Origin of the sequence: Lacrimispora sp. (genome assembly GCF_047605665.1) — a bacterium.
Lineage (GTDB): Bacteria > Bacillota > Clostridia > Lachnospirales > Lachnospiraceae > Lacrimispora.
The window spans coordinates 22,081-36,760 of the sequence record NZ_JASGFH010000017.1 but is presented as its reverse complement, the minus strand read 5'-3'; the positions used below and the strand labels follow the sequence as shown (position 1 = coordinate 36,760).

Below are 14,680 nucleotides of genomic sequence, written 5' to 3'. Positions count from 1 at the left end.
CTGTTGCAAAAGTATATCATTATTTTTGCAGCAGCCCTTTTTTTATCAGAGGATATGCCCTCTTAATTTGAAAGCGAGGAGGAAAGACCATGAGTGCTGGGAACCAGTTGCTGACAGCAAGAAATATATCCAAGTCCTTTGGAAAAGCGGTGATTGCTTTATCTGACGTGCAGTTTGATTTGAACCGGGGAGAAATCCATGCCCTGTTAGGAGAAAATGGTGCAGGAAAGTCAACTCTCATTAAGGTGCTGACAGGAGTAGAGGCCAAGGATCAGGGAACCATTGAACTGGAGGGAAAACAGATCAATCCAAGATCCACACAGGAAGCGCAGAATCAAGGAATATCCACAGTATATCAGGAGGTAAATCTCTGTCCCAACCTTTCCGTGGCGGAAAATATTTACATCGGACGGGAACCGAGAAACCGTTTTGGAACTATTAATTGGAAAAAAATCAATGCCGATGCCAGTGAACTGCTGGAAAAATTTGATTTACATATAAATGTTACGAAAAATCTGGATCATTACTCTGTGGCAATTCAGCAGATGGTGGCCATTGCAAGAGCCAGTGATATTGATGCAAAGGTTTTGATCTTAGACGAACCCACCAGCAGCCTTTCTGCCACAGAGGTTGAAAAGCTGTTCCAGATCATGAAAAAGCTTCGTGAGGAAGGCATGGGAATCATTTTCGTCACCCACTTTCTGGATCAGGTTTATGAGGTCACGGACCGGATTACCGTGCTCCGGAATGGAAAATATGTGGGGACTTATTTGACGAAAGAGCTGCCCAGAGTGGAGCTGGTAGGAAAAATGATAGGCAAGGACTATGCAGGCCTTAAGGAAACCATGAGCTCCAAGCGGACCGAGGAAGCAGAGGAAGAGGAGCAGGAAGCATTTATTGAACTGATCAACGTCAGCAGCCCCGGAACGGTCAAAGGATTCGGGCTTAAGGTGAAAAAGGGAGAGGTTTTAGGCCTTTCCGGGCTTTTGGGCTCCGGACGTTCTGAGACGGCCAGGGTCTTATTTGGAATAGATTCCATCAGCGAAGGAGAAGTAAAGGTAAAAAGTGAGGCGGCTCACCTTCATTCTCCTTTGGACGCAATCCGAAGCGGTATCGCTTTCTGCCCGGAAAACAGGAAGACAGAAGGAATTATCGGCGAACTTTCCATCTGGGAGAATATCATACTCGCCCTTCAGGTGAAAAAAGGCGTATTCCATAAGATTTCCAGAAAAGAAGCGGAAGAGCTGGCAAAGGAATACATTGAAAAGCTTCAGATTAAAACGCCGGGAACAGAGCAGTTGATTAAGAACTTAAGCGGCGGAAACCAGCAGAAGGTGATTCTCGCCAGGTGGCTTGCCACGGAGCCGGAGTTTTTGATGCTTGATGAGCCCACCAGAGGAATTGATATCGGAACAAAGGCGGAGATTCAGAAAATCGTCATGGAGCTGGCAGGAAGAGGGATGGCAGTGCTCTTTATTTCCTCAGAGATTGACGAGATGCTCCGCTGCTGCAGCAGAATGATCGTGCTCCGGGATATGAAGCAGGTGGGAGAGTTAAACGGAAAAGAAATATCAGAAGAAGCGATTATGCGGATTATGGCGGGAGGTGAAGCATCATGAGAGAAACCTGGAATCGTTTGTCAGGAAAGCAGTATTTCCGCCCTCTGGTCATTTTTATCATGATCCTGCTTTTTAACGGCATTGTCAGCAAGGGAGAATTTTTTGCCCTTTCCATTGTGGATGGGCATTTATACGGACGTATCATTGATATCGTGAGAAACGGAAGCAAGCTCATGATACTGGCCGGGGGCATGACCATGATACTGGCGACAGGAGGAACCGACATTTCCGTTGGTTCTGTTATGGCCATCAGCGGAGCCATTGCCTGCAGCATTGTAAACGGGAACATTTTCCCTTCATTAAACGGAAGTGTTGCGGCAGCGATTGTGATCGCAATTCTCGCAGGAGTTGTCAGCGGCATCTGGAACGGACTTTTGGTCGCAAAGGTCAAGATTCAGCCTATTGTGGCTACCATGATTTTAATGGTGGCTGGAAGGGGTATTGCCCAGTTGATCACCAGGGGAAAGATCGTTACGATCACTTCAGACGCCTATTATTTTATCAATGGCGGTTATGTGCTCGGACTGCCTTTTCCGCTGTTTCTGGTGATTATTCTGGTGGGACTTTTGGTGTTATTTACAGGAAGAACGGCCTTTGGCCTGTTTTTGGAATCCGTAGGCTGTAATCCCACTGCTTCTAAATATGTGGGAATTAAGGTAGACCGGATGCTTTTGGCAATCTATACCCTTTCCGGAGCCTTTGCTGCTGTGGCGGGATTGATTGAAAGTGCGGGAATTAAGGGAGCGGACTGCAACAATGCAGGCCTTGGAATTGAAATGGATGCCATTCTTGCGGTGGCAATCGGCGGAACCAACTTAATGGGCGGGCGCTTTTCCATTCCAGCCAGCGTCATCGGTGCACTGATCGTGCAGAGCATCACCACAACGGTATTGGCCCTGGGAGTTCCGGCAGCTTATATCCGTGTGTTAAAGGCGCTGCTGATCATCGTCATCTGTCTGTCCCAGTCAAAGCAGTTTAAGGACTTGATCCTCAAACGGAAAACAGTAAACAGAAAGGTGGTTGATAACTGATGAAGCAGACGGGAAAAAGATTTCAGATTAATAATATTTCACTGGTTATCACGGTTGTGCTGTTTGTCCTGATGTTTGTGTTTGGCTCTGTGAAATACAAAAACTTTTTATCTCTGTCGACTTTTTTAAACCTTTTTAATGACAATGCATACTTGATGATCGCAGCGATCGGAGCCACTTTTGTGCTCATAAGCGGAGGGATTGATATTTCCATCGCCTCCACTATCGCCTTTACCGGCGTAAGCTCTGCTTTTTTATTGGAGCGGGGTGTTCCGGCAGTTCTAGTCATTGTTCTGATGCTTGTTGTGGGGATTATCGTAGGCTGTACTCAGGGAGCTTTGATTCATTATTTTAAGCTTCAGCCCTTTATCGTGACTTTGGCAGGCCAGTTCCTGATGCGGGGGCTCTGCGTTGTAATCAGTGAACGCTCGATTCCCATCAGTGACCCGTTTTTTAAGACAATGGCTCTTGGAAAGGTAGCGGTCCGCCTGGGAGAAGCAAAAGCGCTGAATGGAAAGATTTACTATTATGTGTTTATCCTTGTGATTGTTTTTGCCGCGGCAGTCTATACTTTGAGATATACGAAGTTTGGAAGGTGTCTCTATGCTCTGGGAGGCGGTGAAACTTCCGCAAGCCTTATGGGATTAAATGTGGCGAAAACGAAAATTGCGGCGTATGGGATCAGCGGCTTTTGTGCTGCTCTCGGAGGAATCGTGTTCAGCTTTTACACTCTGGCAGGCTTTGGCCTTCAAAACATGGGCCTGGAGCTGGATGCACTTTCTTCTGCCGTTATCGGCGGAACACTGCTGACGGGAGGCGTAGGCACTGTGGCGGGTACGGTTGTGGGTGTCATGATAGAAGGAATTATCCAGACAATTGTCACTTACCAGAATTTAAATACCTGGTGGACTAAGGTTACGATTGCGGCTCTTCTCTGTTTCTTTATTGTCATCCAGAGAATTATCGCAATCCGTGCAGAAAAATCGAAGGGGAAGAACGGTCAATAAAGCAGTTGCAGGAAACAGTTAACTTGGGTATACTGGATGGGCGGGATATATGATATGAAAACAGGAGTGAGCGCAATGAAATATTGGAAGACACGGTTCATGAATATGAAAATTCGTGACAAAATGATTAATTCTCATATTCTTATTGCCCTCATTCCTTTTTTCTTTGTGGGAATTTTAGGGGTCATCAGCTCAACCAGAGAGGCGGAGCGGAATGTGACCCAGCATACCTCCCTTTTGGTGGGACAGGTACAGCATACAACGGACATTTATATAAACAGTATTGAAAAGACGGCCAATATGCTCATCCAGGTCATTGAGCCGATGCATCTTGGCAGGATTCCTTCTGCCGGGGACATGCGCTGGAAGGAGTATGAAGCAGCCTTAAAAGACAGCTTTGAGACGGTGGCGGACACCCACGATGAAATTGCGGGCATTTTTTTTGCTACAGAGCATGATATGTACGTGGGAACCGGGATGTCCAGAATCTCCAGGGACCCCTTTGTCAAAGAGGTGTGGTATGAAAGGGCAGCGTCATTTCCCGGAGAAATGCAGATCATGAGCAATGTTGCCGGAAGAAATATTATTACGGAGGCCGCTTATAGTATTGACGATGTGTTTTCCGTGATGAAAGCGGTTATTGACCCGGATACGGGGGAGAGGATCGGCGTGCTGCTCTTTGATGTGAAGCATGAAATCATTTCTTCCGCCATTCAGGATGCCAATATCGGTGAAAATGGGTTCGTATTCGTTTTGGATGAGCAGAATCACTTAGTCTATGCGCCGACCAATAAAATCGTCTACCGCATCCGTCCGGAATGGCTTTGGAATGAGGAAGAGCCTGTAACAGCCGTGATCAATGGGGAAAAATACCAGATCAGCTATCAGAAATCCGCTTATACGGGCTGGAAGACTGTCAGCGTTTCTTCTTACAGGGAAATCATGGGCGGAATCAACACCATGCTTTTCATGTTTGGCTGGGTTCTGGTTCTGACCATTCTCACGGTATTTATCGTGGCGGTAAAAATTTCAGAGACAGTGACAAAACCCATTGTCAGACTGCGAAATCTGATGAAGGAGACGGAAAAAGGCGACTTATCCGTCCGGTTTGAAGGGAATTATCTCGATGAGGTCAGCGAGCTTGGCCGCCGGTTCAATCAGATGCTGGAGCGCATACAGGAGCTGATGGAAGAGGTGTATAAGGAACAGGAGAACAAGCGCAAGGCGCAGCTTAAGGCGGTTCAGGAGCAGTTTAAGCCTCATTTCCTATACAATACTCTGGATACCATAGGCTGGATGGCGAGAGAGCATTCCGCTTATGACATCGTTCATATCGTGGATGCCCTCACCAATGTTTTCCGCATCAGCTTGAGCAAGGGAAAAGATTATATTACCATTGAAGAGGAAATCTGTTATATTTCCAATTATCTGTATATACAAAAAATCCGTTACGGCCCCAAGGTGCAGTACGAAATTCAGGTGGAAGAAGAGTGCAAGAAGGTGATTCTGCCTAAAATGATCCTTCAGCCTCTGGTTGAAAACTCCATTTACCACGGGGTGAAGATGAAGAGCGGGGACGGGCATTTGAAGGTAACCGGAAGGGCGGAAGATGACTGGGTGAGCCTGGAGGTCTGGGATGACGGAAGGGGAATGGAAGAAGAAAAGGTCTGGGAGCTGTCCAGACTGTTAAATGAGCCGGGAGAAGCCGGCAAAAACAGGAGCTTTGGTTTGTTTTATATTAAGGAACGGCTGCGCATCCGGTATGGAGAGCAGTTTCAGGTGCTGGTGGAAAGCAAAGAGGAGCAGGGAACGCGTATTATAATACGGATTCCGAAAGAAGTTCAAGGCGATGTTGAAAAAGGGTAAAATGGAAAAACGAGCGAAATTACTTGTGGTATTATTAATAACGGTATTTGTTTTTCTGGGATACCGGATTTATAACGGGTCAATTACGAAAACGGTTTATGAAAGCGATGTGGAATATGTGATCGGCGTTTCCCAGGCCAATATGAGGGAAGCGTGGAGGATTGCGCTGATTCATGAGATTCAGGAAGAGGCAGGGAAGTATCCAAACATCAGGATCGTTACGGCAGATGCCACTTCCAGCGTGGAGAAGCAGGAGAAGGATGTTGACAGGCTTCTGGCCTTTGGCATTGATCTTTTAATCATTTCCCCCTGTGATTCCAGCCGTCTGACAAAGAAGGTGGCTGAGGTCTATCAGGAGGGCGTTCCGGTCATTGTTATGGACCGGAGCGTGGAAGGATTTGACTATAACCTGTTTATCGGCCCGGATAATAACCTCATCGGAAAGCAGGGCGGAGAATGTGCGGTCCAGCTTCTTGGAAATGGCAAAGGGAAAATTCTGGAGCTTCGCGCGACTGCCGGTTCTCTTCAGAGCGAGGAGAGAAGCGAGGGATTTGACTCTGTGATCAGGGATTACCCTGATATTGAAAAGACCGTCTGTGATTTGAAAAATGACATGAAGGACCCGGCCTATGATGCGGTTTTTGCCATGGAGAAAGAGTTGAAAGGTGTTTCCCTCATATTCGCCAACAATGATTCCGTGGCTTTTGGAGCGTATGAGGCCTTAAAGGACAGGAATCTGGCTGATAAGATAAAGGTCATTGGCTGTGATGGCTTTACCGGGGAAAATGAAGGCGTGGACCTGGTGCGGAAAGGAAAGCTTGCGGCAACGATTTCCTGTCCCACAGGAGGAAAAGAGGCGGTGCAGTATGCCATTAATATTCTGCGCAGTGAAAGCGGTGTTCCCAAGCAGGTGATTTTAAGAAGCCATACCATCTATCCCCAGAATGCCAGCGAATATCTGGCTTCTCTTGACAGAGAAACGGTTGACGATGGCAGGAGAATCACCGTGGGATATTCCCAGGTGGGACAGGAGAGCCAGTGGAGGCTTGCCAATACCCGCTCGATCCAGGAGGCTGCCAAGGAATTTAACGTGGAGCTTCTTTTTGACAGCGCAGACCAGTCCCAGCAGAAGCAGATTGAGGCTATCCGAATGTTTATTAAGGAAAAGGCGGATGTCATCGTGGTTTCTCCGGTGGTGGAAACCGGCTGGGATGAGGTTTTAAAAGAGGCCAAGGAAGCTGATATTCCTGTGGTCATGTCTGACCGAAGGATTGAGGCGGGGGATGATTTGACTACCACTTATATCGGGGCTGACTTTTTAGAGGAAGGGCGAAGGGCCATGCGCTGGCTCAAGGCACATGTAAAGCCGGAGCAGAAGAATCTCCATATCTTGGAGATTCAGGGAAGCGAAGGCGCCACGCCTACGGAAGAGAGAAAGAAAGGATTTTTTGAAATACTGGAAGAGAATCCCCAATACCAGATCGTCTATACGGATTATGGAGATTTTACGTATGATGGAGGAAAACGGGTGGTTGAGGAATACATCAGCAGCCACAACTGGGGTGTGGACATTATCTTTTGCCACAACGATGACATGGCCCTTGGGGCAATTGAAGCCCTGGAGGCACATAAGTTGAATCCGGGGACGGATATCATCATCGTTTCCGTGGATGCGACCAAGGAAGCGTTTCAGGCGATGATAGACGGCAAGCTCAACTGTGCGGTGGAGTGCAGTCCTCTTTTGGGGCCTCCGCTTATGAAGGCGATCAGGGATATGATGGCAGGGAAGGAAATGCCTCTTCGGATTATAACGGAAGAAAAGGTGTACGATCAGTCTGATGCGGAAACAGTTATAAAAACCAGGGAATATTAAGCGTTTTTAAGAGGGACCCGGCTGTCGTCCTCTGGTTTTGGAGACTTGTAAAAGATGAGGAAGTTTGTAAAAAACGCTTGATTATTGGCTGAAAATATAGTATTATACTTGTGCAAATTGATTTGTCAATTTACACAATTGAAAAGCATAAGCGGGGGAATTGGCAGATGCGCACGATTTTATTTTGTGTGGCAGAAATACCTTAAGGGGTTTAAGTCCTGTTTTCCGCGTTTGGAAAAGACATACTTTCCTGACAAGGTGAGGTATGTCTTTTTGTGAACTGTTGAGATAGAGCCGTGTAAAGGGCAGCAGGACGAAAAAAGTCTTATGTAATTTTGCGAAATCGCGCAAGAAAGGGATCGGTATGCCGGAAGAGAAGAACAAAAACAGAATATTGATTGTTGAAGACAGCATATTTAATCAGAAGATATTGGAAAATATTCTGATGGATAGCTATATTCTGGAGACAGCCGCAAGTGCCAGGGAAGTGTTTTCTATTGTGGAAACCTTTGATCCCCATCTGATTCTGCTGGATATTATTCTGCCCGATGCAAATGGCTTTGACGTTCTCCGTTCCCTGGGGGAATGCGAACGCACGAAACATATCCCTGTCATTATCATCAGCGGTCTGGATAGAGAAAAGGATGAAGAAAAGGGCTTTTTGCTGGGAGCGGTGGATTATATAAAGAAGCCATTTAAGAAGGCCATCGTAAAAGCCCGGATCAGCACTCAGATTCAGATTATCAATCAGATGCGGGCCATTGAAGAGATGAGCCTGCTTGATGGCCTGACAGGTATTTTCAACCGCAGGGCCTTTGACAGAAAGCTGCGGGCTGAATGGGACAGTGCTCATGAAAAGGCCGCTCCTTTAAGCATGCTGATGATCGATGTGGACATGTTTAAATGTTACAATGATACATATGGCCATCCCCAGGGGGATATGATGCTGCAGGCGGTGGCAATTACCATAAAATCCATGTTAAGACCGGGAACGGGCATTCTTTGCCGTTATGGTGGAGAAGAATTTGCGGTGATTTTGCCGGAAACCGATTTGTCGGAGGCTGTTATCACTGCGGAGAAAATACGTCTCAGCATCAAGGCTCTGCACCTACCTTCCCCTGATTCCGGTACCGCAACCAAGGCTACCATCAGTATTGGGGCGGCTTCTTTGTATCCGGGGGATTCGGGAAATCCGAAGGAGCTGATTGAAGCAGCAGACAACATGCTTTACAGGGCCAAGGAGATGGGGCGCAATCAGGTGCAGTATGAAGGAAAATAGAGCCTGAGAGGGCGAGAAACAAAATAAAAAAAGTGCTTGATTATTTTGGAAAAATGTAGTATTATAATTGTACAAATTGATTCGTCAATTTAGACAATTAAAAAGCAGAAGTGGCGGAATTGGCAGACGCGCACGGTTCAGGTCCGTGTGGTAGCAATACCCTGAGGGTTCGACTCCCTTCTTCTGCATAAGAAAAGATATACTTTCTCTGTAAGAGTAGGGTATGTCTTTTTTCATTATTATTCAATGATATGGTTTTAGAAAATGGGGGTGAAGCTGTGTTTGAAGAACTTCAAAAATCTGGAAAGTGGAAAAGAGTTGTGCCTATCCAAAAAGGCTGGTCTGATGACAGGAAATATTATATCGAAACCGCAGATGAGCAGAAATTGCTTTTGAGAACATCAGACATAAAGTATTACGAACAAAAGAAAAAAGAATTTGATATCATCAAAAAGTATTCTGCATTGAGTTTTGAGATGTCAGAACCTGTTGATTTTGGTACGCTTCATAGCCGGCAAAATGTATATATGCTGCTGACCTGGGTCGACGGTGATGATCTTGAACTGGCTCTGTCCAAACTTGACCGAGATGAACAGTATCGGTTAGGCAGGGAAGCCGGCGAAATATTAAGAGAAATTCACAGCCTTCAAATACCGGCTGACGAGTTTCCGGCGCAAACAAAAATTGCCAGGAAAGTCGCACTGCTTCAAAAATATATGGAATCCGAGCATAGAATTCAAGGCGACGAAGCTGTTATTAAATTTATCAATCAAAATATACATAAAATCTGGTCCAAGCCACCGGTCTATCAGCATGGAGATTTTCATCCGGGGAATTTAATATTGACCCCTGAAAATAAAATTGGTGTGATAGACTTCAATCGCTGGGAAATCGGAGACCCTTATGAGGAGTTTTACAAACTCGAAAGCTTTGGAACAGATGTGAGCATCCCTTATTGTATTGGGCAAATCGACGCATACTTTGACAATGATGTGCCGGCTGATTTCTGGGATATTCTGGCCGTCTATGTGGCACACGCCGCTCTGTATTCCATAAAATGGGCTGAAGGATTTGGACAAACTGAAATTGAAAATATGGTCAGAATATGTAATAAGTCCTTTGCTCATTATAACAACTTCGAAAAAAGTGTGCCAAATTGGTATAAAAAGTAAAAAAAATTCCCTGCGGTTTTTACAAATTAAGATAGGTTTTTCCTTCATTGTGCTCAAAAGACTTATCTTCCTCTTGATGGAAGATAGGTCTTTCTTTTACTTGAGAAAATGTGGTATGATGGATGAAATGTTTATGATATTATGGGAATAAACGGTAATTATAAGTATAACGTGTTTGGGGGAGCTAATGATGAGTGATGTTTTAGAATTTGCTGATAGAGAAGCGTTCAGGGACTGGCTGGATAAACACAGTGCTGACCACGATGGAATATGGCTGCTTTTTGGCAAAAAAGGTGGTCCAGTGACACTTTTAGCCAGTGAGGCCTTGGAAGAAGCTCTTTGCTTTGGGTGGATAGATGGGCGTATGCAAAGCCTTGATAATACCAAATACAGGAAATATTTTGCCCGCCGTACGGCGAAAAGCAATTGGTCCGATAAGAACAAAAGGTTGGCGCAATCCCTTATTGAACAAGGAAAAATGACTCAGCGAGGCATGGATGCCATTGAAAATGCTAAGAAAAGCGGTACATGGGATTTATTGGGACGTGTTAGCATCTGCGATGAACAAATACAGGCATTCAAACAAATCATCCAGCAGTATGAACCTGCATATACCAATTTATTGGCTATGCCTTTGTCCATACAAAAGACATACACCGGCTTTTATCTTGACGCAAAGACTGACAAAACACGCCAAACCCGATTAGAAAAAATCATTGACAGGTTAAATAAAAATTTAAAACCGATGTAAAGGTTACATTCCAATCTATCATCAGGTTATGAGCAATATACGATTCTGTCCTATCAAAGGGGGTACTAAAATGAAAAAAGGATATTCCGCGCTTATGGTTCTTTTGATAATCGCGCTGATTTGCACTGGCTGTAGTTCATCTCCGGACAATCCTGGGGAATCATCCCCTTCTTTTACAAACGCAGAGATATCGCCGCCAAAGCAGACCACGGAATCTGGTCAAAATATAACTGATCGCAAAGAGCCGCTGCCATCAGTTTCTCCAGAACCTCAACAGAAAGTATTAGATCTCAAAGCTTATTTTAATGGTATCAATGGATGTGCAGTTTTTTTTCGTCCCACTCGCAATGAATATCTCGTTTATAACGAGAGTTTGTGTAATCAGCCATCTTCTCCATGCTCTACATTTAAAATCGTTTCCTCATTAATTGGCTTACAGGAAGGGGAGATCGTTCCTGGTAATTCTCTGCCCTGGAGCGGTGAAAAGTATTGGAATGATGCCTGGAATAAGGATATAAATTTTCAGGAGGCATTTCAAACGTCCTGTGTATGGTATTTTCGGGAAATAATCAACAGGGTTGGAAAAGAAGCTACGGAAGAGGCCCTTCAAAAGCTTGAGTATGGTAATTCAGATATAAGCGACTGGGAAGGACGGCTCAATACAAACAACAGCAATAGAGATTTGACAGGTTTTTGGCTTGAATCTTCATTAAAAATTTCTCCACGGCAGCAAGTAGATGTACTGGCACGGATTTTTCAGGGCGAGAGTTTTTTCGCGGAGGAACATACGAAAACCGTGAAGGATGTGATGAAAATTGAAACGGGCGATACAGATATTACCCTGTATGGCAAAACGGGAATGGGTAAAATAGATGGAAAATGTGTGGATGCCTGGTTTGTTGGTTTTTTTGAGATTGAGGGTGAAGCGATTTATTTCGCTGTCCGCCTTGATGACCCGGAAAATAAAACTGTCACAAGCACGGTAGCTAAAGAAATCGCCATGGATATTATATTTAATGAGCAGTGGAATGATTAACTTTGCCTGATTCCAATTACCTGCCAAAACAAAAAACAGGAGGTTTTCTCATGAACCACGCTGCCGATACACCCGAAACATATATAGAGAATCTGCCGGAAGAAAAGAGACAGGCGATTGAACTGCTCAGAAAAACCATAAAGAAGAGCCTGCCCACGGGCTTTGAGGAAACAATGCAGTACGGTATGATAGGATATGTGATTCCACACAGCCTATATCCAGCGGGCTACCATGTAAATCCGCAAGAGCCGCTGCCCTTTATATCTCTTGGAGCTCAGAAAAACCATATTGCCCTATATCACATGGGTCTGTACGCCTTTCCTGATACGCTGGAATGGTTCACAACAGAATATTCAAAGCATGTAAAGACTAAATTGGACATGGGTAAGAGCTGCCTCCGGTTTAAAAAGCCGGATACGATTCCCTATGAATTGATTGGGGAACTTTGCCAAAAGATCACTCCCCAGGACTATATAGAAAAATATGAAATGATGGCGAAAGGGCAGGGAGAAACAGGCAAATAAGTTTAAAGTTTGCGGTATCTCATGGATAAAAAGGATTTGGTTTGTTTATTATTTTATTTTGCATAAAGGGGATGGTGATAGTTGAACGGTCAAATGTATCAGATTTGCTGTATTACTGCCGCAGCAAAAAAAGCATTAAGAGAGAAATCAGCACTATTATATACACCGCTTAAATATGAGAATAAAATAGAATTTCAGTTTCTGCCGGAAAAGAAACTGTTTGGCACCAAAGAATATAAGGCGGAAAATGTACCCGCATGGTATGATTATTGCCTGAAAAAGGGACTGTATGACTTAAAGTTTTTGGCCCCGGCTGCAGTCGGGGATATCAGTATTCTTGGCTTTTCCAATACAACACAAAGTTCTATGGTATGCTTTTATGAAGACGGCAAAATCACTTATTTCTCTGCACAATGGGACTTTAATTCCATTCAAAAAATGTGGGATATTCTTTATACAGAGCAGGAGTGGAAAGATGCCCCTTCGGGAAAACCGCATTTTGAAAACAATATTGACAGTTTCAAATCTATCTTATCCGAAATAAAAGAATTGGCCCGCAAAATTAATTGTGATGAATTTGCCGCAGTGTTTCAGAGGGCTCTTGATATTCTGTCAGGATGCTCTGATAATACGGATACCCCGTATCATATGCCGCTTTCGGAACTTCCAGAAGAGAATCTACGCCTTTTTGAGGCAGCCAGTACTGCCGATGTTTTTGGCGCAATGGGTTCTTGGAATGATAGTCCCCCCTATATGGCACATGAAAAAGGGCTGGATAAAGAATATGAGTTCTTATCCAATGAATTGCTGAAACAGATTCGGCTCGCAATTTTATATGCCATTAATGAATGGTAAGAATGTGAACATAACACATGCTTACCCTGCAATAAATTCTGCTAAGTTTGGAACCATTATTCCTGATGAGTTGCCAGCGTAACGGCCATATTTAAAGTAAGAATTTGCAATAGTCCAAAGGTTCTGGTAGAATAAAGATAAATAGCAGAGGGAAATCTTTTTGATAAAGATTTCATGCGGAATTATGGATAAGGAGAAATCAATTATGATAAGTAATGTGGATATGAAATATCTGAAACGTTGTGTTGAACTTGCTGAAACTGCACTGGAGAAAGGTAATGCGCCTTTTGGTTCCGTTCTTGTGGCAGCCAACGGTGAGCTGCTTGCAGAAGAGCATAACCGCATTGGAACCGGTGATCATACACAACACCCGGAATTTGCTCTGGCAAGATGGGCTGCTGAAAATATGACACCGGAAGAAAGAAGTCAAGCGACAGTATATACCTCCGGCGAACATTGCCCTATGTGTGCGGCAGCTCACGGCTGGGTTGGCTTAGGCCGAATTGTTTATGCATGTTCATGTAAACAACTGGCTGGGTGGTTGGATACGATGGGCGTTGAACCCTCCCGTGTTAAAAGTCTTCCCATTCAAGATATTATCCGTGATACAACCACAGATGGCCCCGTTCCTGAACTGGAAGAACAGGTTCGCGAGCTTCATCGTCTGTTTCACACAAAGGGACGTTAAGAATATTCACTCCTTTTTCTTAAAAGACATATTTTCCGCTATGGGAAGATATGTCTTTCTTTATGTGGTGGGCGTTTGATATTCTGGTTTTATCCATTATTATATGGTACGGGCAAACTTGACAATGATAATAATGTAATTACGGGAGAAAGTGCAGACGAAATAAATTGTGTAATCCAGTTCAGAGAAATCTTTACGGCTGTTTTACAGTAATAAAAATTTTTAATCCAAAAGTCTTTTTCTATCATTTCTTTTTTATATTCCATAGGCTATAATAAAAGGGTATATTGCTGTGCTTCAATAACTTAAATTCAGATATCATCTGAGTTTTATCAATGCTATCGAAGGGGGAATTACTATGGAAAAGGTTTACGAGAAGGCGAGAGAATTTATTTACTGCAACGCACTAACCTATTTGGGATAGTTTATTTCTTAGATGAAGTTATGTCTTTTTATAAGTGAAAAAATAGGAAAGTTATCGTTAATGATGGATTATAATAGAATTTATAGATGAATGGGGGAGATATTTATGAGAACAGCAGAGCAGATTTTTGAGTTTATTAGTAAGCAAAAGGTGGCTTTTATTGGTTCAGTCGATGATGACGGTTTTCCCAACATGAAAGCTATGCTGATGCCGCGTAAGATTGACGGTAGTTGTTTTTATTTTTCGACTAATACATCTTCTATGCGTATAGCGCAGTATCGAAAGAACCCGAAAGCAAGCGTTTATTTTTTTAATAAGGGGCGTTTTCGTTATGAAGGTGTTATGCTTACCGGTACAATGGAGGTTTTGGAAGATGCTCAGATAAAAGAGGAAATCTGGCAGACGGGTGATACGATGTTTTATAAAAAAGGGGTAAATGATCCTGATTACTGTGTCCTGAGGTTTACTGCCAGTAAAGGAAGGCATTACTGTGACCTTAAAACTGAAAGCTTTGAGCTGTAAACGGAAGACAGTTTACTTAAGAACAAAAATATT

At 44.0% G+C, this 14,680-nt stretch carries 13 protein-coding genes and 1 tRNA gene; all 14 read left to right on the top strand.

Going from position 1 to position 14,680, the window contains the following annotated elements; genetic code table 11:
• Positions 1–89 precede the first annotated feature (89 nt).
• The 14 genes from QM657_RS14260 to QM657_RS14195 all read left to right on the top strand — a co-directional run bounded on the left by QM657_RS14260 (position 90) and on the right by QM657_RS14195 (position 14,647).
• Positions 90–1,619 carry a sugar ABC transporter ATP-binding protein gene (locus QM657_RS14260; protein WP_415067369.1) on the top strand — a complete coding sequence of 510 codons (1,530 nt, stop codon included), beginning with the start codon at positions 90–92 and terminating at the stop codon, positions 1,617–1,619.
• Entirely contained in the window at positions 1,616–2,650 is a 1,035-nt protein-coding gene (locus tag QM657_RS14255) for an ABC transporter permease (RefSeq protein WP_415067368.1), read from the top strand. The genes QM657_RS14260 and QM657_RS14255 overlap by 4 nt, the downstream gene beginning before the upstream one ends.
• Positions 2,650–3,657 carry a galactofuranose ABC transporter, permease protein YjfF gene (gene yjfF / locus QM657_RS14250; protein WP_415067367.1) on the top strand — a complete coding sequence of 336 codons (1,008 nt, stop codon included), beginning with the start codon at positions 2,650–2,652 and terminating at the stop codon, positions 3,655–3,657. Before QM657_RS14255 ends, yjfF begins: the two co-directional genes overlap by 1 nt.
• Before the next feature lie 123 nt (positions 3,658–3,780).
• Positions 3,781–5,523: a cache domain-containing sensor histidine kinase gene (locus QM657_RS14245; RefSeq protein WP_415067366.1), complete on the top strand. Its 1,743-nt coding sequence runs from the start codon at positions 3,781–3,783 to the stop codon at positions 5,521–5,523.
• Positions 5,524–5,548: 25 nt separating this feature from the next.
• Positions 5,549–7,396: a substrate-binding domain-containing protein gene (locus QM657_RS14240; RefSeq protein WP_415067365.1), complete on the top strand. Its 1,848-nt coding sequence runs from the start codon at positions 5,549–5,551 to the stop codon at positions 7,394–7,396.
• Positions 7,397–7,760: 364 nt separating this feature from the next.
• Positions 7,761–8,675, top strand: coding sequence for a diguanylate cyclase (locus tag QM657_RS14235; RefSeq protein WP_415067364.1), 915 nt, complete (start codon positions 7,761–7,763; stop codon positions 8,673–8,675).
• 104 nt (positions 8,676–8,779) lie between these two features.
• A tRNA-Leu gene (locus QM657_RS14230) sits at positions 8,780–8,863 on the top strand.
• A 63-nt stretch (positions 8,864–8,926) separates the two neighbouring features.
• Positions 8,927–9,847, top strand: coding sequence for an aminoglycoside phosphotransferase family protein (locus tag QM657_RS14225; protein WP_415067363.1), 921 nt, complete (start codon positions 8,927–8,929; stop codon positions 9,845–9,847).
• Positions 9,848–10,034: 187 nt separating this feature from the next.
• On the top strand, positions 10,035–10,598 hold the full coding sequence (locus QM657_RS14220; protein WP_415067362.1) for a YdeI/OmpD-associated family protein: 564 nt from the start codon (positions 10,035–10,037) through the stop codon (positions 10,596–10,598).
• Positions 10,599–10,668: 70 nt separating this feature from the next.
• The gene (locus QM657_RS14215; RefSeq protein WP_415067361.1) at positions 10,669–11,634 is read left to right on the top strand and encodes a penicillin-binding transpeptidase domain-containing protein; all 966 of its coding nucleotides are present in this window, start codon (positions 10,669–10,671) and stop codon (positions 11,632–11,634) included.
• 50 nt (positions 11,635–11,684) lie between these two features.
• Entirely contained in the window at positions 11,685–12,158 is a 474-nt protein-coding gene (locus QM657_RS14210) for a DUF1801 domain-containing protein (protein ID WP_415067360.1), read from the top strand.
• Between the two features lie 81 nt (positions 12,159–12,239).
• A complete protein-coding gene (locus tag QM657_RS14205) occupies positions 12,240–13,013 on the top strand; it encodes a hypothetical protein (RefSeq protein WP_415067359.1) in 774 nt (257 codons plus the stop codon).
• A gap of 184 nt (positions 13,014–13,197) precedes the next feature.
• A complete protein-coding gene (locus QM657_RS14200; RefSeq protein WP_415067358.1) occupies positions 13,198–13,701 on the top strand; it encodes a nucleoside deaminase in 504 nt (167 codons plus the stop codon).
• A gap of 529 nt (positions 13,702–14,230) precedes the next feature.
• Positions 14,231–14,647: a pyridoxamine 5'-phosphate oxidase family protein gene (locus tag QM657_RS14195; protein ID WP_415067357.1), complete on the top strand. Its 417-nt coding sequence runs from the start codon at positions 14,231–14,233 to the stop codon at positions 14,645–14,647.
• The last annotated feature ends 33 nt before the right edge of the window (positions 14,648–14,680 follow it).